The following is a 17,458-nucleotide window of genomic DNA, read 5'->3' on the forward strand; positions in this document are numbered from 1 at the left end:
TTAGTTTTCTGTTTTGAATGATGGCAAATATATTTTCTCTCGGTATTTTAACCTAACGTTTGGCAGCTTGGAAAGGTTAGGGGCAAGAGAGCGCCAATTGGAAACCGCTGCGATTGTACTCTAAATTAAAATTGGCACTCGTTGCAAACGAGCGCCAATTTTAGAAAGCAAAGTAATGAGAAGAATTGCAATATATTAGTAAAAAAAATAAAAAGAAAGATGATTTTTTATTTCAAAAAACCCTCTTTCTTGTATGCTGGATTAGGATATTTATAAAATCCTTCACCTGTATCCACTCCTAGTTTACCTTTGTCAATAAAATTTTCTTTTAAATATTCTACCGTTTTAATTTTAATCGGATCTTGGGTAGCATCCGCAGCCATTTTGTTGATATTGTAGGCAGTTGTGATGCCTACAACATCTAAAATTCCAAAAGGACCAACAGGCGCTCCTGTTGCAACCATCCACGTTTTATCAATTGTTTCTACATCAGAAACTCCTTTTATCAATAAGTTGGTTGCAGCATTTAATAATGGTACTAACAGAGAATTTAGAATGTAACCAGGTTGCTCTTTATATAATGGTAAGGCCACCATTCCTATAGTTTTTGTAAAGGCTACAACAGCATCAAAAACTTCGCTCGCAGTTCCTGGATGTCCCATTATTTCTGCTGTGTTGTGCTTCCATATTTCATTTGCAAAATGCAATGCTAAAAATTTTTCGGGACGTTTGGTAAACTCTGCAAATTGGCTTGGTAACATAGTAGAAGAATTAGTAGCAAATATGGTTTTAACCGGAGAAACTGCCGCTAATTTTTCATAAAAGTCAATTTTGATTTTTGGGTTTTCAGGAACGGCTTCAATCAATAGATCAGCATCTTTTACGGCTTCTGCTAAATCTGATGAATAACTTAAATTAGCATAAGTCGCCTCTAATTGTTCTTTCGATGCCTGCAAATCGCTTTTATAGGCTTCACTTAAAACGCTGAATTTTGTTTTGGCTTTGGCCAAAACTTCGTCATTAATATCATATATGGTAACATTATATCCATTAAAAGCAGTTTGAAAGGCTATTTGATAACCCAAAACACCGCTACCGGCAATAGTTATATTTTTAAAGCTCATAATTTTTTATTTTTAAAGTTATTTATTTTATTATTGTTATTTGTGAAACAGAAGCGTTACAATGGTTTCCAGAAAATTTTGGATATTACTTGTTTTTTAAACTGCTGATTATTGCCATAACATCTTGATCACCTAGTCCTTCTTTTTCTGCTGCAGCATAACTGTCATACAACGGATGAATCAACGGGGAATCGAGTCCGGCTTCTTTGGCCAGCCGTAAATCTTTAACCAGGTGTTTCAACGCAAATGCTGCGGGATAGGAGTCGCTTAGAATGTTAGGTGTTTTGATATTCGTAATTCCGTTACCGCAGGCGCCTTGATTGATAATGTTGAGCATGTCTTCTTTGCTCACGCCATTTTTCTCGGCAAATAAAACGGTTTCGGCTAATCCTTGAAGATTTAATCCCAACAAGTAATTGATGGCTAATTTAGCTGAACTTGCTACGCCCGCTTCTCCAACGTGAATGGCAATTTTACCCAAAACATCAAATATTGGTTTGGCAAGTTCATAGTCTTCGCTTGCAGCTCCTACAAGAATGACCAGCGTTCCGTCTTGCGCCGGTTTTACACTTCCAGAAACGGGAGCATCTATGAAATGCACGTTATGTTGGTTGCAAATAGTTTTTAAATAACGGGAGGTTTCCGGGGAAACCGTGCTCATGTTGATGATGATTTTACCCGCAGATGCTGAAGACAATAAACCTGTTGGTCCTTCAAAAACTTCTTTGACCGCTGCATCATTGGATAACATAGTCAAAACTACGTCACAAGTTTCCATTAGTTCATGCAAACTGTTTGCTGCTTTTGCTCCAGCTATTAGTAATGGCGCTTCTTTATCTTTGGTACGATTGAAAACCGAAACTTCAAAACCTGCTTTGAGTAGGTTCATCACCATTGGATTTCCCATGTTGCCAAGACCGATCCATCCTAATTTTAATTTACTCATAATTTTTGTGTTGTTTATATTATTTGCTCATTGTGGGCATAGTTTGTAAAAATACGCTAATTATTGTGGCATATTAGTGCGGTCGGAGAAACAGCCTATTGGACAGTTTATTTTTCGCATTTACAGACAGCAAAAAAAACGCTAGAAGTAACATGACAAAAATGGCGATTAAAGTAATGGTACTTAAAATATTGGTTTTATCCATTTCGTTTTTTTTTAATGCTCGATTTATAGACAATCGTTAGCGCAGTTTTTCAAACTGTGCCCATTCCAATTAGGAGCTAATATAATTCTAATAAAATTACCTCTAATTCATTTTCTAATGCAGCATAATTTCTTGCAGAACTGAAATAATAATCTTCTGGCAGCGTTACAATCTTATCTTTTACAGGATTGTTGTGAATGTAATCCATTTTTTGTTTTAGAAAGTTATTACTAAAGATATGTTCCGCATGATAGCCGTTTTGCCAAACTTTATATTGTTGTTCTTGTTTTAAATGGGCACAAGCTTTTTTAAAATAATCCAACATCCATTCTCTTCTGCTTTCCGGTTGTTCAATAATTGTCTGAATAATTTTTTTGGAGGTAAATTTTTTAAAATCACGCATCACATCTGATAAAACAAAACCATTTGTTGCTTTGCAAAGCAAATGAATATGGCTGTGCATAATACAATATCCATAGATTTCTAATCCTTTTTGATTTTGACAATAGTGTAACGCTTGAATAATAATTTGTTTTTGATTTAATCGTGTAAAAACATCTATCCAGCCCACTGTAGTAATCGTTATAAAATAAGCATCTTCTGTTGTTGTGGCTTTATACTTTGTAAACATTTTTTGTTTTAAAAATAACAAAAAGCCATGAATAATTCATAGCTTTTTGTTTCATTTATAATATTTGGCCATTGTGGGCACAGTTTGCAAAACTGCGCTAACGATTGTTGCATATCAGCGTGATCGGGTTTTAAATTTAATATTATTGAGCAGTTCTAAAATTGCCAAAAATTGTTGCCAATAGTAACATTCCAATTCCAATTCCAAAAAATAAGCCTTTTGTCAAATCAGGGAATTCTACAAAATGAGAAAAAATTTGTGAAACTGCGATTACGAACATTCCAATTGACATTAGAATTAGTGATTTTCTTTTTGTTGTTTTTTTCATTTTCTTCTTTTAATATTTAAAGGTTTATAATTAGTATTAGAATTTTATTAATTGTTACAATTAGTTGTTGTATTGCCCCTCGGTCTTGCAGTATGACGCACAACGTCAGTTCGTCTAAAAACCTTCAAACGAACTCATTTTAGTTAATCAATAAATAAATATATTGGATTTAAACTATAATTAAAATTCTTTTTAATAAAAAACCACTTTTATATTCTAAAAATAAAATACGCGTCTTCTGTTGTTGTGGCTTTATACTTTGTAGACATTTTTTGTTTTAAAAATAACAAAAAGCCATGAATAATTCATAGCTTTTTGTTTCATTTATATTATTTGGCCATTGTGGGCACAGTTTGCAAAACTGCGCTAACGATTGTGGCATATCAGCGTGATCGGGTAAACACGCTATTGATTTTTCAATTTGGTTGATTAAAAACAACTACGTAAGCCACAGAGGGAATATTTGGATAGACACTAATATAGGTTCAGAAAATAAAACTTTTGACATTAAAGATCTTCTTTTGGTTTTTAAACTGGAACGCTCTGAAACTGTTGCATAACGTTCCCTTGCTACAAGTGGTTTGGGGTTAAATTAAGCCTTATCTTCGGATTTGCCAAAACATCCCAAATACAAAACCATTTTTCCATTAAGTCAATTGCCCAAATCAATTGTAGCAAGTGTTACCAGCAGTTAATCTCTTTTTATAGTCTTAAATAGGCTTTCCAGGATGTCACTGTTCTTACTGTATTTATAGAGATTCTGATTTTTCAAAATTGATGCAATCAGAAGTTGTTCAACTTCTTTTTCTGAACCAAATCCTTTTTTCAAACAAATCATGTTATAAAGAAGTGTCTCGTAAAATTTGTTTATGTAATAGCCTTTGTAACTTTCTGTACCTTTTTCGGAATCAATTATCATTTCAAAATCCGGGAAATTTAAGTCAGTATATTCAAAGTAATTTAAACCATTAAAATGTGGATATTTTTCAATATAAGAATAAGCTTCTTTATAATTTGGTGGTTTGGGTACATTGATATAACCCCAAATTGACGTTCCGCAAAGATTCATACACTCTAAAAAGAAAATTCCTTTTTCGGTTTCATTTTCTAAATTGTAATCGTCCAATTCAAAATTAACCTTCTTTAGGTTGAACGGTTGGTTTTTGTTGCCTACACCTGCGAATAATATATCATAATAAGCATCAATTAATTCATTTCTTGGAATCTCTTTTGATTTCAGGCTATCTATCAACTTATTATTGTCGATTTGATCCTCTTTTCTGATGTTGTAGTTTATGGCTCGAACTATATATATGTTCTTTAAGGTTTTGGAATCTGGCAACTTTAGAAAGTCTGTCTTAAGTAGGTTGTTTTTTGTTGTTAGAGTTTCCAAGATAAAATCACTTGTTGTAAGCAAGTCTGAAGAAGTATTTTCTTTTAAACGTTTAATGGTTTCTTTTGGAGGCTCACTTCTAAACATAAAGTTTTTATATGCTTTTCCTAGATCAATTAATTTTTCATTTTCTTGACTATAAGCCCAACTAGTCAGGAATATAAATAAAACTATAAGTGTTTTTTTCATGTTGTTTTTGGTTTAATTGCTGGTAACTTGTATATACTCGCTACAAAATAGCGTATATACACCCAAAAACGGGTAGATTGTCGCTAATGATTTTCTTTTTTATATTTCTCAAATATATTAAAATTTTCTTACAATTTTTCTTGAAAAGAATAAACGTCATAATTATTTCGGTGCGCGTGAGGGATGGAAGCGGCATCCTTTATTTTCTTTTTTAAGAAAATAAAGATACAGCGAACAGCCCGACCCGAAGTTTTTACGAAGGGGCACACCCAAAACAAAAAACGAGTTTGTCATTTTCGGCTCCATTTTCTGAAATTTCCAAAAAAAGTATATCTTTAGCCAACTAAAAACCAAAAACCCAATAGATGGAAGACCAAAAACCAGAAGATTTTAAAAGAGAATTAGGATTACTCGACGGAACCATGCTTGTGGTTGGGTCTATGATAGGTTCCGGGATATTTATTGTAAGCTCCGATATGGTTCGGCAGTTGGGTTCAGCCGGTTGGTTGATTGCCATGTGGGTGCTTACGGGTGTCATTACTGTGATTGCTGCCGTGAGTTACGGTGAATTGAGCGCGATGTTTCCTAAAGCCGGAGGGCAATATGTGTATATCAAGGAAGCGTACGGGAAACTGGTGGGTTTTCTATACGGTTGGAGTTTTTTTGCGGTGATTCAAACCGGGACAATTGCTGCCGTGGGTGTGGCTTTTGCTAAATTTGCCGCCTATTTATACGCGCCTTTAAGCGATAAAAATATTTTGTATCAGATTGGCGATTTCAAACTCAATGCCGCTCAAATTGTTTCTATTATTACCATTATTTTATTGAGTTATATTAATAGCCGTGGGGTGAAAAACTCTAAGATTTTACAAACGGTTCTTACTGTAATCAAAATTCTGTCGTTGGCAGGGTTGATTATTTTTGGTTTCATGGCCGCCAAAGCGGAAGTTTGGGATGCGAACTGGACTAATGCCTGGGCTTCGCAATCTATGGATGTGACTACGGGTTCTTGGATGCTAATAAGCGGAACAACATTGATATCAGCAATTTCGGCAGCTTTAGTGGGTTCTTTGTTCTCGAGCGTAGCTTGGGAAGGGGTGACTTTTATTGCAGGTGAGATTAAAAATCCAAAACGCAATGTGGGATTGAGTTTGTTTTTAGGAACCTTGATTGTTAGTGTTATTTATGTTTTGGCTAATGTGATGTATTTGGCTGTTGTGCCTTTGCAAGGTATTGCCACGGCCGAGTCTGATCGTGTGGCGGTTGTAGCTTCGCAAGTTATCTTTGGATCTATTGGAACTTTGATTATTGCTGTGATGATTATGATTTCGACTTTTGCCTGCAACAACGGATTGATTATGGCAGGTGCGAGAGTCTACTATACGATGGCTCAAGACGGTCTTTTCTTTAAAAAAGCAGCTGAATTGAATAAAGCAAGTGTTCCGGAATGGTCTATCTGGATGCAGTGTATCTGGGCTTCGGCTTTGTGTCTGACAGGGAAATATGGGGATTTATTGGATTTTGTGGTAATCATCGTTTTGATATTTTATATCTTGACTATTTTAGGAATATTTATTCTTCGCAAGAAAATGCCCGATGCCGAAAGACCGTATAAAGCTTTTGGATATCCGTTTTTACCAGGACTTTATATTGTTATAGCAACTGCAATTTGTTTGGCGCTGTTATATACTAAAACAAGTACAAGTGGTTGGGGTGTTTTGATTATGCTAATCGGAATTCCAATTTATTATTTGACAAAAGCGAAAGAGTAGTTTTCAGTGTTCAGTGATCAGTGTTCAGTTATCAGTTATCAGTTTCACTTTCAGTAATTAGATGGCAGATTTCAATTTGAATGACGGATTGAAATTTAACAGACAAGTTTCATGACTTGAAAAAATAAGTGCAAATTTGTTTGATCCGTATCATCTGTGTTCCATAAAATTTTACCTATAAAAAAGTCCGTCTCGTTTTACTAACGCGACGGACTTTTTACTTATTGTAACAAGTCTGAGCTTGTTTATTTATTCTTTCAAATTAATTAAGCGGTAGCTAAATCATTCAATACAGATTCCACTTCGTTAAAAGGCAGTCCCCAAGCTTCTGCAACTCCTCTGTAAACGATTTTACCGTTCGCTACATTCAATCCTTTTTTCAATTCTTCGCTGTCGTTACATGCTTTTTTCCATCCTTTGTTTGCTAATTGCAATGCATAAGGTAAAGTAGCATTTGTCAGCGCTAAAGTAGAAGTATAAGGAACAGCACCTGGCATATTCGCTACACAATAGTGAACGATATCATCAATGATGAATGTTGGATCTTCGTGAGTTGTAGGCGTACAAGTTTCGATACATCCACCTTGATCTACAGCTACGTCAACTACTACAGTTCCCGGGCCCATTAATTTCAACATATCACGAGTGATTAAATGTGGCGCTTTAGCACCTGGAATTAAAACTGCACCAATAACTAAATCAGCAGTAGCAATTGCTTCACGAATGTTATAATGGTTTGACATTACAGTAGTCACGTTAGCAGGCATCACATCAGACAAGTAACGCAAACGCGCTAAGCTTACATCCATAATAGTTACTTGAGCACCAAATCCAGCCGCCATTTTTGCCGCTTGTGTTCCTACGATTCCGCCACCTAAAACTAAGACTTTCGCAGGAGGGACTCCCGGAACTCCACCTAAAAGAATTCCTTTTCCTTTCAATGGTTTCTCTAAATATTTAGCACCTTCCTGAATTGACATACGTCCTGCCACTTCTGACATTGGTACTAATAAAGGCAAACTACGGTCTGCTTTTTCAACAGTTTCGTAAGCTAAACAAACTGCTCCACGCTCAATCATAGCATGAGTTAATGGCTCAGAAGAAGCAAAGTGAAAATACGTAAACAACAATTGGTCTTTTTTGATCAAAGGATATTCAGAAGCTATTGGCTCTTTTACTTTGATGATCATTTCAGCTATGCCGTAAACGTCTTCAATTGTTGGCAATAATTCAGCTCCTGCGTCAGCATAGGCTTTATCACTAAAACCACTGTTTTCTCCAGCACTTGCTTGAACGTAAACGATATGTCCGTGTTTTTTGAATTCAGCTACACCTGCAGGTGTAAGCGCTACACGATTTTCATTATTTTTGATTTCTTTTGGGATTCCGATTATCATATGTATGAGTATAATTGATTAGAGAATATTTCTACAACAAAAATAATGCATAAAGAAAATATTAGTGCTCTATGATATTAAATTAAGAAAATATTCATTTTATTTGGTATTTTTACAGTATAATTTTCTGAATATTATTTTTTTAACTTTCTAAAAAGAAAAAACATCTGATAATTCATCTTTAAACAATTGAAATAGATCATGATTTTAGACGCAACCGACAAAAAAATCTTACGTCTTCTGCAGGAAGATGCTCATATGACCTTAAAAGATATTGCCAATAAAATAAATCTTTCGCTTACGCCGGTTCATGATCGGGTGAAACGACTTGAAAAAGAGGGAATTATCGAAAAATATGTGTCTGTTTTAAACAAGAAAAAATTAGGGATAAACCTTACTGTTTATTGTCAGGTTACACTAATTAAACAGAATTATGATATCTCGGAAGGATTTAATCAATCGATATTAAATTTCCCTGAAGTGGTCGAATGTAATTTCGTGTCAGGAAGTTTTGATTATATGCTTAAAATAGTACTGCCGGACATGGAAAGTTACCATCATTTTCATCAAAAAAAATTATCGATTTTGCCGGAGGTTTCTTTAATAAACACTTTTTTTGTTATTTCGGAGGTAAAAAGTACAACCGTTTTGCCAATTTAGAATTTCTCTCTAAACTACTGTAAAATTTTAATTTTAATAATTATTTGGATAGCGTTTTTAAAATAAAAAAATTCGCCAAGTTCTTGCGAACGAGACGAATTTTGATCTAAAAAAAACTAAAAAAAAAATTAAAAAGGCATTGTAAATTAACTGCTAGTAATACGTAAAACGTCTTACTTTAGCAATATATTTTGCCAGTCTAATGACTTGATGGCTATAGCCATATTCGTTGTCATACCAAATGTACAATACGATATTCTTTCCATCTTTGGAAACGATTGTTGCGTTACTGTCATAAATTGATGGTGCTGATGTACCTACAATATCCGAAGAAACCAATTCGTTATTCAAGGAGTATTTTATTTGTTCTACCAATTCGCCTTCCAATGCATATTTTTTCATAATAGCATTGATTTCTTCAACAGAAGTTTCTCTTGATACTTCAAGATTTAAAACAACAAGTGAACCGTTAGGAACTGGAACCCGAATCGCATTGGACGTTAATTTTCCTTCTAGTGATGGTAATGCTTTTGCAACAGCACTTCCGGCTCCCGTTTCAGTAATTACCATATTTAGCGCAGCAGCTCTACCACGACGGTATTTCTTGTGCATATTATCCACTAAATTTTGGTCGTTCGTATAGGCATGAATCGTTTCTAAATGTCCTTTTACCACGCCCAAAGTGTCTACTACCGCTTTCAGAATTGGCGTGATTGCATTAGTTGTACATGATGCTGCCGAAAAGATATTTATTTCATCAGGATTGTATTCGTTTTGGTTTACACCGTGAACAATATTTGGCACCCCTTTTCCTGGAGCGGTAAGCAATACTTTTTCAACTCCTTTAGAGACCAAATGTCTGCTTAATGCTTCATGTGTGGTGAAAGCGCCCGTATTGTCAATAACTAAAGCGTTATCAATTTCATAAAGTGTATAGTCAATTTCCTCTGGTGAATTTGCTGTAATTACATGAACGGTTGTCCCGTTGATGATTAATGCATTATTTTCAGGATCGGCAGTTACTGAACCTTGAAAATCACCATGAATAGAATCGTAGCGTAATAAAGAAGCTCTTTTCTCTAAAGTCGAAGCATCATTTTTATCTCTGGTAACAATGGCTCTCAATCGCAATTGATTTCCTTTTCCAGTTTTTGACATTAATTCTCTAGCCAACAAACGTCCAATTCTACCAAAACCATAAAGGATTACATCTTTAGGTTGAATTTCTTCAAATGATTTAGCTTCTTTTAATTTGTCGATTACAAAATGTCTTGCATCTGGATATTTTTCGTCTTCTAAACGATATTCATAAGTAAGTCTACCGATGTCCAATTTGGAAGGAGGTAAATCCAATTCTAAAATAACTCTGGCAATTTCAACTGAATCGAAAACTGTAATTGGTTTTCCCACAAATTCACCTGCATATTGATGCAAGTTGATGATCTCATTTACGTTTTTATCCAATAATTGATTTTTAAACAAAACCATTTCTATGGATTTGTCATACCATAAATCACTTATAATTTTGATTAATTCGACACCTGCGCGTCGTCTGTCGACTTGAAATGAAACTTCTTTTTGGTATAAAGTTGTGTTGTTCATAGTTGAAAATTTGTAAAAATTAAGTGCTTATTTTTTTTAAATTTGGCGCAAAAATACCTATTTCAATCGATTTCGTAAACTATTTTGTGATTTATTTTTGAAATAAAAAAAACCACCTTGTTTTGGCAAGATGGTTATAAAATTTAATTTTGAAAATATTAGATGATTATTTGTAGTAGCTGTCCGTTTTTATTGATCATTTCTATTCGCACACTTTGAGTTTCCTCTTTTTTATTTAAAAGTTTAGAAACCGTTTCAACATCTTTGGTTTTTTCATTATCAATACTCAGAATTATATTTCCTTTAAGCTCGTCTTCATATTGCCTCAAATTTTCATTGGTTATCGATTTAATTTTCACTCCATAACTCAAATTAAATTTCTTTTTATCATTCGCATTGATATTTTCTAATTCCATTCCTTTAAACTCCGTACTGAAAAATTCATTTTTGCTCAAGATTACAGGAAGTACTTTATTTTTTCCGTCTCTGATAAAAGTAACCTGAACTTTGTCATTTGGTCGTTTTGTATTGATGTATCCAGACAGGTCAGCATAAGTCGCTACATTTTGATTGTCCAGTTTGATGATAATATCTCCTTTTTCAAGTCCGGATTTTTCAGCTCCTGAATTTTTAGTTATACCATTGATGTAAAAACCTTGTGTTTCTGGAACACCTAATTGTTTTGATGCGCTTGAATTCAATTCGCCTCCTTCAACTCCCAGAATCCCTCTTTGAACATTCCCGAATTCCATAATGTCTTCAATTATTTTTCGGGCAATATTCGATGGAACCGCAAAAGAATAGCCTACATACGATCCCGTCATAGAAGAAATCATAGTGTTGATGCCTATTAATTCTCCTCGCGTATTTACTAAAGCGCCACCGCTGTTTCCAGGATTTACAGCAGCATCAGTTTGTATAAAAGATTGGATTCCGCTGGTGTCTAAATTTCTTGCTTTGGCCGAAACAATTCCGGCAGTAACAGTTGAAGTCAAATTATACGGATTCCCCACTGCCAGAACCCACTCCCCAACTTTAACCGAGTCAGAATTGGCGAAAGCCGTATAAGGCAATTTTTCATCAGCATCAATTTTTAATAAGGCAATGTCCATTTTTGAATCGGTTCCTATAAGTTTTGCTTTGTAAGATTGTTTATTGTTCAGCGTGATTTCAATTTCCGAAGCATCTTTTATAACATGATTATTGGTTACAATATAACCATCTTCAGAAATAATTACACCAGATCCAGTTCCCACTTGTTCCTGAGTTTCTCCACCTTTGTATCCGTAAAAATATTCTAACATAGGATTGGTGACTGTTTTTCTGGATACGTTTTTAACGTGAACCACAGTATGAATTGTTTTTTTCTGCAGCTTCCGTAAAATCAACGTTTTCGGCTGAGAATCCAACATTTTTATTATTTGAATCCGTGGCAAGTGTAACAATTTTGTTGTTGTTTTTAGAAAAATACCCATTATTGTCAAACAATAACTTGTATGCGCCCAATGTAGTGGCGCCACTCAACAATGACACTAAAAATAAGGTTGAAAATTGTTTCATATTAAAATAAAGTTTTAAATTAATTTGAGTAAAAATAGCGTTAAAATATTTTTTTTAAAAACAGTTTAACGCTCTTTAACAATGATTAACATATCATTAATAGTTTGTACTTTTGTCTAACACAATTAAAATAAAATGCAAATAGAATTTTATAAATACCAAGGAACCGGAAATGATTTCGTGATGATCGATAATCGTTCTAATTTTTTTCCAAAAGAGAACATTCAACTTATTGCTCGTTTATGTGACAGGCGTTTTGGGATAGGAGGAGACGGACTGATTTTATTGGAAAATGATATTGAAACTGATTTCAAAATGGTGTATTACAACTCAGATGGGAATAAAAGTTCGATGTGTGGGAATGGGGGAAGATGTTTAGTGGCTTTCGCCAAAAAGCTAAACGTGATTCAAGATAATAGTACTTTTACAGCAACAGATGGAGTGCATCATGCCTCCATTGCGGATAGCGGAAACGTTTCTTTACAAATGATAGATGTTGTAGATATAAAGATAACTCCAGATTATGTGTTTATGAATACCGGTTCGCCTCATCATATAGAACTGGTAGATGATTTAGAGCATTATAATGTCAAAGAAAGCGGAGCGCGCATTCGTTATGGCGAATTGTATGGAAAACAAGGAAGCAATATCAATTTTGTAAAAAAAATAGATGAAACTACTTTTTCACTTCGTACTTATGAAAGAGGAGTAGAAGATGAAACCTTGGCTTGTGGAACTGGAGCGACTGCAGTAGCAATAGCGATGAATGTATTAGGCGAAACGAAAGCCAACTCGATAGACTTGAATGTTGAAGGAGGGAAGTTGGTTGTTTCTTTTGATGAAAAAGAAGGGAAATTTACCAATGTTTTCTTGAAAGGACCAGCGGAGTTTGTATTCAAAGGGACAATTGATATTTAAATCGTAGTTACAAAGTTTTATTATTTAAATAGATAGAGAAAATTACTTTTACAAACGAAACAGCAAATATGAGCAAAGTGATTGTCATCCCAGACGATATTATAAGTAGTAAAATTTACTTAATAAGAAATCAAAAAGTAATGTTAGACAAAGATTTGGCGGAGCTTTATGTAGTTGAAACCAAACAGTTAAAAAGACAGGTTCGTAGAAATATGGAGCGATTTCCGGAAGATTTTATGTTTGAGCTTAGTCAACAAGAGTTCGATAATTTGAGGAGCCAATTTGGCACCTCAAATTGGGGAGGTACTAGATACGTGCCTATGGCATTTACAGAACAAGGAGTGGCAATGTTGTCTAGTGTGCTCAACAGTTCAACAGCTATTAAAGTCAATATACAAATTATACGTGTTTTTACTAAAATAAGAGAAATGCTTACTGATACATTGAGTATGAAATTAGAAATTGAAGAAATTAAAAAGAAACTTTCTAATCATACTAAAAATATAGAGCTGGTTTTAACTATCTCGATGAACTGATTGATAAAAAAGAAAATATAGAACCAAGGAAGAAAATAGGATTTAAAAGTAATTAAATTATTGTGATGGTAGATTTATCAATTTTAGTTTTGTTATTATTTATGTGTTGTTTTCTGCTTTATTCTCAATTCAAGAATGGTGGATTTTCAAAAATGAATTATTATGACAAATATCGTTCAATGATTGGTTATTTACTTTTTCCTATTGTGATAATAATTTTACTTGTTACTATTTTTAATAAATTGATTGCCAATTCATAATTATTTCAAATGATAACATTAAAAGGAGAGAATATCTACATTCGTGCTTTAGAGCCCAATGATCTGGAATTTATTTATGCTATTGAAAACGACCAAAGTATTTGGGAAGTAAGCAATACACATACGCCTTACAGTCGGTTTTTGGTAAAACAATATTTGGAAAATGCGCATCAGGATATTTATGAAGCCAAGCAATTGCGTTTGGCCATTTGCCAGGACCAAGATTTTCCGGCTTTAGGATTAATCGATTTATTCGATTTTGATCCAAAGAATAATCGAGCAGGAGTTGGCATTGTAATTCAAGGCAATGAAAATCGCAATCATAATATTGGTTCGGAAGCATTAGAACTATTAATTCAATATGCTTTCCATCATCTTAATTTACATCAATTGTATGCAAATATAGGCACCGAAAATGTAGCTAGTAATGCTCTTTTTACTAAATTTGGCTTTCAAAGCATTGGAATAAAAAAAGATTGGAATTTAGTTAACGGCGTTTATAAAGACGAAGCGATTTTTCAATTAATTAATAGTCACACGAGCGTCAGCGAATTGGCGTAGCAATTTTAAAAAATAAATATTTTGAATTTAAAAAAAATTATAACGATCATATCTGTTGTTTTAATAACAGGATTACTAGTTTACGGATTTATTTTAGTGCGTCAAATTTTTTCGGATAATACAAAATTTTCGGAGAAAGAAGTATATGTTTACGTACCAACGGGTTCTACTTATGAGGATGTTAAAAAAATCATAGCACCTTATATTCAAAATGTAAATCGGTTTGAAATGGTCGCTGCAAAAAGGAATTATCCGGAAAATGTAAAACCAGGACGATTTTTATTTACAAAAGGAATGAATAGCTATAATTTAGTGAAGTCTTTGAGAGCTAATGTTCCGGTAAATCTGGCCTTCAATAATCAAGAACGATTGGAGAATTTTGCAGGACGTGTGGGTTCCCAAATTGAAGCTGACAGTTTATCGTTACTGACCTCTTTTAAAGATTCAATCTTTTTGAAAGAAAATGGTTTTACTGAAGAAAATGTTTTGGCGATGTTCATTCCTAATACATATGAACTATATTGGAATACTCCGGCTGAAAAATTCCGAGATAAAATGATTAAAGAATATCGAAATTTTTGGAACAAAGAACGAGTGGCTAAAGCTGCAAAACAAGGATTAACCCCAATTGAGGCAACTATTTTGGCTTCGATCGTGCATAAAGAATCTGTTAAAAAAGACGAAAGACCCAGAATTGCAGGTGTTTATTTAAATCGTTTAAGACTGCAAATGCCTCTTCAAGCCGATCCAACAGTGATTTATGCCATAAAAAAGAAGTCCAACGATTTTAATCAAACAATCAAAAGAGTATTCTACAACGATTTGACCATGTCTTCTCCTTACAACACGTATATGAATATCGGACTTCCTCCGGGACCTATCGCGATGCCTGATATTACCGCATTGGAAGCAGTTTTAAATCCAGAAAAGAATAATTATATCTATTTCTGTGCTAGTGTTGACCGTTTTGGATACCATGAATTTGCCGCTACTTTGGGAGAACATAATAAAAATGCCAAAAAATATTCCGATTGGATAAACAGTCAAGGTGTAAAAAGATAGATTTGAAATATAGAAAGAGTGGTTGTTTTCTCATTTTCTTTTTCATTGGATTACAAGCGATTTTTGGGCAAAATAAAATGGATAGTTTCCTGAAACCATCCGATTCCTTAAATACCAAAAGACAAAATGCCGTAATCATTTCTGAAACTGTATTGGCATCAGGAGCCTTGTTAGGCTTGAATCAACTTTGGTATGCTGATTATCCGAAATCTGATTTTCATTTTATAAATGATAACTCTGAGTGGCTTCAAATGGATAAACTGGGTCATTCCTTCTCTTCGTATCATTTAGGAAGAGTTGGTGCCGAAGCTTTGAATTGGAGCGGAGTCAGTAAAAAAAAGCAGTTAGTTTACGGAGCAGGTTTAGGATTTATCTTTCTGAATGCTGTTGAGGTTTTTGATGGACTCTCTTCTGAATGGGGGGCGTCAACAGGTGATATAATCGCTAATGCTTCGGGTACGGCTTTGTATGTTTCACAAGAATTAATCTGGAAAGAACAGCGAATAACCCCTAAATTTTCTTTTCATACCACAGAATATGCTGATCAAAGGCCGGCAGTTTTAGGAAGCTCATTTACGGAGCAAATTTTGAAGGATTATAACGGACAAACCTATTGGCTTTCGATCAATTTATATTCCTTTTCTAAAGACTCAAAAATCCCCAAATGGTTAAATTTAGCATTAGGTTATGGCGGGGATGGAATGGTTACCGGAAATAAAGAAAATTATGCCCAAAATTCGGTTTTAAATGTGCAAAGATTCAGACAGTTTTATTTGAGTTTGGATGTCGATTTGACTAAAATTAAGACAAAATCCCATTTCTTGAAAACAATTTTTTCCGTTGTAAATACGGTGAAAATTCCAGCACCAACGATTGAAATAAGGCAGTTCAACGGTATTAAATGGCACTTAATCTATTTTTAATTTTCTTTAACATATTGATTTTCAGTATTATTAAAATTGTTGTATCTTTGCAGACAGAAATTTCTTAACGGGACAGCGTTTAGAAGAAAAACAATTTATGATAAAGAAATGGTATTTTTACACTGGTTTGGGCCTTATTATAGCTTTTTTAAGCTCTGGTTTTAAACCTTTTAATTTAGAAACTACCCCATGGTTTCTAATTGATGAACAAGATGGATCACACTACTTATTCCCATCTGAAAAACAAAATGATTACACCAATTTGAATATCCCTTTTACCGGCAATTTCTTTATTGGTTTCAAAGAAGCAATTGGCTACAGAGAATCTGAAAGTAAATACAAAAAAATCAATTCTTTAGGATATTTAGGTAAATATCAATTTGGTATCGAAACGCTGAAAGCTGTTGGAGTACACAATAGTTCCGCATTTTTGAATAGTCCCGAAATGCAAGAAAAAGCTTTTGTTGCTCTTTTAGCACAAAATAAATGGGAGTTAAAAAAAGAAATTGAAAAATATTCTGGGACATTGCTCAATGGAATCTACGTTACGGAATCTGGAATTTTAGCTGCAGCGCATCTTGGTGGTCCAGGCTCAGTAAAAAAATATTTTAAAAACAAAGGGAAACGTTATTTTCGAGATGCTTATGGTACTTCCATACAAAGTTATATGAAAGCATTCGGTGGATATGACACCTCATTTATAGTTGCTGATAGTAATGCAACAATTAAAAGTATATAATTCATAAAAGATTATTGCAAAAAGAAACCTGTCAAAAGACAGGTTTCTTTTTATTTTATTGATGTTGGTTTGCTTGTTTTGACGATTTCTCCGTTTGGTTTAACTACTAATTTAATAACGTCTTTGTCTTTTTTAATTTTTAAATTATACTGTTTTTTTGTAACGTCGCCTTTCTCTTGTGTATAAAGGAATTTATCATTAACAATTGCCCATCCTGGATATGTTCTGTAAACAGAGTAAATCACTTGATTAGGGAGTTTTACATTTTTGAAATCTTCAACAACACGCACCAATTTTCCTTTATCATCATAAGTTGCGGCCAAAGATCCATTTTTTGCTTTCATAATGACTAGATATTCTTCAGCTCCTTCAGCGTCTTTTCCAAGATCATACGCAATGAATTTTTCTTCTACAGTTTTCACCATTTGATCTGGACTATTACCTGGTAAATAAACGGAAAAATCTTTTCCTGCTCTTTTAATAATAATTTCGGGTAATTCTTCTATTTTAATTTTCCCTGTATCCTGAGAATAGGAAGAGGTTGTTACGGCCAAAAAAACTAAAAGAATAATAAATGTTTTCATAATGTTTAGTTTTAAATTAATAATGATTTTTAATGTCTGAAAAATATTTAATTTTAATCAATTGTAAA

Annotated in this window: 16 protein-coding genes and 1 pseudogene; 8 read left to right on the forward strand and 9 right to left on the reverse strand. The window is 33.8% G+C overall.

Features of this window, described 5'->3' with window-relative positions:
- Window positions 1–227: 227 nt before the first annotated feature.
- The 5 genes from C4S35_RS08050 to C4S35_RS08070 all read right to left on the reverse strand — a co-directional run bounded on the left by C4S35_RS08050 (window position 228) and on the right by C4S35_RS08070 (window position 4,816).
- The gene (locus C4S35_RS08050) at window positions 228–1,124 is read right to left on the reverse strand and encodes a 3-hydroxyacyl-CoA dehydrogenase (RefSeq protein ID WP_103999680.1); all 897 of its coding nucleotides are present in this window, start codon (window positions 1,122–1,124) and stop codon (window positions 228–230) included.
- Window positions 1,125–1,209: 85 nt separating this feature from the next.
- Complete coding sequence (locus tag C4S35_RS08055) at window positions 1,210–2,070, reverse strand: NAD(P)-dependent oxidoreductase (RefSeq protein ID WP_103999681.1); 861 nt, start codon at window positions 2,068–2,070, stop codon at window positions 1,210–1,212.
- A 281-nt stretch (window positions 2,071–2,351) separates the two neighbouring features.
- The gene (locus tag C4S35_RS08060; RefSeq protein ID WP_103999682.1) at window positions 2,352–2,906 is read right to left on the reverse strand and encodes an REP-associated tyrosine transposase; all 555 of its coding nucleotides are present in this window, start codon (window positions 2,904–2,906) and stop codon (window positions 2,352–2,354) included.
- 142 nt (window positions 2,907–3,048) lie between these two features.
- Entirely contained in the window at window positions 3,049–3,234 is a 186-nt protein-coding gene (locus C4S35_RS08065; RefSeq protein WP_103999683.1) for a hypothetical protein, read from the reverse strand.
- Window positions 3,235–3,925: 691 nt separating this feature from the next.
- Window positions 3,926–4,816 carry a hypothetical protein gene (locus C4S35_RS08070; RefSeq protein ID WP_103999684.1) on the reverse strand — a complete coding sequence of 297 codons (891 nt, stop codon included), beginning with the start codon at window positions 4,814–4,816 and terminating at the stop codon, window positions 3,926–3,928.
- A gap of 365 nt (window positions 4,817–5,181) precedes the next feature.
- On the opposite strand from C4S35_RS08070, the gene C4S35_RS08075 reads away from it, so the two are divergent.
- Complete coding sequence (locus tag C4S35_RS08075; protein ID WP_103999685.1) at window positions 5,182–6,588, forward strand: APC family permease; 1,407 nt, start codon at window positions 5,182–5,184, stop codon at window positions 6,586–6,588.
- 266 nt (window positions 6,589–6,854) lie between these two features.
- Here C4S35_RS08075 and ald read toward each other — a convergent pair whose 3' ends face one another.
- Entirely contained in the window at window positions 6,855–7,985 is a 1,131-nt protein-coding gene (gene ald, locus C4S35_RS08080; RefSeq protein WP_103999686.1) for an alanine dehydrogenase, read from the reverse strand.
- Window positions 7,986–8,186: 201 nt separating this feature from the next.
- On the opposite strand from ald, the gene C4S35_RS08085 reads away from it, so the two are divergent.
- Window positions 8,187–8,645: an Lrp/AsnC family transcriptional regulator gene (locus tag C4S35_RS08085; RefSeq protein WP_073211776.1), complete on the forward strand. Its 459-nt coding sequence runs from the start codon at window positions 8,187–8,189 to the stop codon at window positions 8,643–8,645.
- A gap of 153 nt (window positions 8,646–8,798) precedes the next feature.
- On the opposite strand, the gene C4S35_RS08090 is transcribed toward C4S35_RS08085, so the two are convergent.
- Window positions 8,799–10,247: a glyceraldehyde-3-phosphate dehydrogenase gene (locus tag C4S35_RS08090; protein WP_103999687.1), complete on the reverse strand. Its 1,449-nt coding sequence runs from the start codon at window positions 10,245–10,247 to the stop codon at window positions 8,799–8,801.
- A gap of 158 nt (window positions 10,248–10,405) precedes the next feature.
- Window positions 10,406–11,807, reverse strand: a pseudogene (locus C4S35_RS08095) (trypsin-like peptidase domain-containing protein).
- A gap of 135 nt (window positions 11,808–11,942) precedes the next feature.
- Here C4S35_RS08095 and dapF point away from each other — a divergent pair.
- The 6 genes from dapF (at window position 11,943) to C4S35_RS08130 (ending at window position 16,806) form a co-directional block, all read left to right on the forward strand.
- Window positions 11,943–12,725, forward strand: a complete 783-nt coding sequence (dapF, locus tag C4S35_RS08100; RefSeq protein ID WP_103999688.1) for a diaminopimelate epimerase — start codon at window positions 11,943–11,945, stop codon at window positions 12,723–12,725.
- 68 nt (window positions 12,726–12,793) lie between these two features.
- Window positions 12,794–13,261 carry an ORF6N domain-containing protein gene (locus C4S35_RS08105; RefSeq protein ID WP_167386515.1) on the forward strand — a complete coding sequence of 156 codons (468 nt, stop codon included), beginning with the start codon at window positions 12,794–12,796 and terminating at the stop codon, window positions 13,259–13,261.
- Window positions 13,262–13,530: 269 nt separating this feature from the next.
- On the forward strand, window positions 13,531–14,082 hold the full coding sequence (locus C4S35_RS08115) for a GNAT family N-acetyltransferase (RefSeq protein ID WP_103999690.1): 552 nt from the start codon (window positions 13,531–13,533) through the stop codon (window positions 14,080–14,082).
- A gap of 21 nt (window positions 14,083–14,103) precedes the next feature.
- The gene (gene mltG / locus C4S35_RS08120; RefSeq protein ID WP_103999691.1) at window positions 14,104–15,144 is read left to right on the forward strand and encodes an endolytic transglycosylase MltG; all 1,041 of its coding nucleotides are present in this window, start codon (window positions 14,104–14,106) and stop codon (window positions 15,142–15,144) included.
- A 77-nt stretch (window positions 15,145–15,221) separates the two neighbouring features.
- Window positions 15,222–16,067: a DUF2279 domain-containing protein gene (locus C4S35_RS08125; protein ID WP_103999692.1), complete on the forward strand. Its 846-nt coding sequence runs from the start codon at window positions 15,222–15,224 to the stop codon at window positions 16,065–16,067.
- 97 nt (window positions 16,068–16,164) lie between these two features.
- The gene (locus C4S35_RS08130) at window positions 16,165–16,806 is read left to right on the forward strand and encodes a peptidoglycan-binding protein LysM (RefSeq protein ID WP_103999693.1); all 642 of its coding nucleotides are present in this window, start codon (window positions 16,165–16,167) and stop codon (window positions 16,804–16,806) included.
- Between the two features lie 50 nt (window positions 16,807–16,856).
- On the opposite strand, the gene C4S35_RS08135 is transcribed toward C4S35_RS08130, so the two are convergent.
- The gene (locus C4S35_RS08135) at window positions 16,857–17,390 is read right to left on the reverse strand and encodes a hypothetical protein (RefSeq protein ID WP_103999694.1); all 534 of its coding nucleotides are present in this window, start codon (window positions 17,388–17,390) and stop codon (window positions 16,857–16,859) included.
- Between the last annotated feature and the right edge of the window lie 68 nt (window positions 17,391–17,458).

Source organism: Flavobacterium urumqiense (assembly GCF_900108015.1).
Taxonomy (GTDB): domain Bacteria; phylum Bacteroidota; class Bacteroidia; order Flavobacteriales; family Flavobacteriaceae; genus Flavobacterium; species Flavobacterium urumqiense.

Excerpts from the sequence above, each read along its gene's own strand:
- C4S35_RS08075 (WP_103999685.1), top strand. The coding sequence starts at position 5,182 with ATGGAAGACCAAAAACCAGAAGATTTTAAAAGAGAATTAGGATTACTC.
- C4S35_RS08135 (WP_103999694.1), bottom strand. The coding sequence starts at position 17,390 with ATGAAAACATTTATTATTCTTTTAGTTTTTTTGGCCGTAACAACCTCT.
- C4S35_RS08060 (WP_103999682.1), bottom strand. The coding sequence starts at position 2,906 with ATGTTTACAAAGTATAAAGCCACAACAACAGAAGATGCTTATTTTATA.
- C4S35_RS08050 (WP_103999680.1), bottom strand. The coding sequence starts at position 1,124 with ATGAGCTTTAAAAATATAACTATTGCCGGTAGCGGTGTTTTGGGTTAT.
- ald (WP_103999686.1), bottom strand. The coding sequence starts at position 7,985 with ATGATAATCGGAATCCCAAAAGAAATCAAAAATAATGAAAATCGTGTA.
- C4S35_RS08115 (WP_103999690.1), top strand. The coding sequence starts at position 13,531 with ATGATAACATTAAAAGGAGAGAATATCTACATTCGTGCTTTAGAGCCC.
- dapF (WP_103999688.1), top strand. The coding sequence starts at position 11,943 with ATGCAAATAGAATTTTATAAATACCAAGGAACCGGAAATGATTTCGTG.
- C4S35_RS08125 (WP_103999692.1), top strand. The coding sequence starts at position 15,222 with ATGGATAGTTTCCTGAAACCATCCGATTCCTTAAATACCAAAAGACAA.
- C4S35_RS08105 (WP_167386515.1), top strand. The coding sequence starts at position 12,794 with ATGAGCAAAGTGATTGTCATCCCAGACGATATTATAAGTAGTAAAATT.
- C4S35_RS08130 (WP_103999693.1), top strand. The coding sequence starts at position 16,165 with ATGATAAAGAAATGGTATTTTTACACTGGTTTGGGCCTTATTATAGCT.
- C4S35_RS08070 (WP_103999684.1), bottom strand. The coding sequence starts at position 4,816 with ATGAAAAAAACACTTATAGTTTTATTTATATTCCTGACTAGTTGGGCT.
- C4S35_RS08055 (WP_103999681.1), bottom strand. The coding sequence starts at position 2,070 with ATGAGTAAATTAAAATTAGGATGGATCGGTCTTGGCAACATGGGAAAT.
- C4S35_RS08065 (WP_103999683.1), bottom strand. The coding sequence starts at position 3,234 with ATGAAAAAAACAACAAAAAGAAAATCACTAATTCTAATGTCAATTGGA.
- C4S35_RS08085 (WP_073211776.1), top strand. The coding sequence starts at position 8,187 with ATGATTTTAGACGCAACCGACAAAAAAATCTTACGTCTTCTGCAGGAA.
- C4S35_RS08090 (WP_103999687.1), bottom strand. The coding sequence starts at position 10,247 with ATGAACAACACAACTTTATACCAAAAAGAAGTTTCATTTCAAGTCGAC.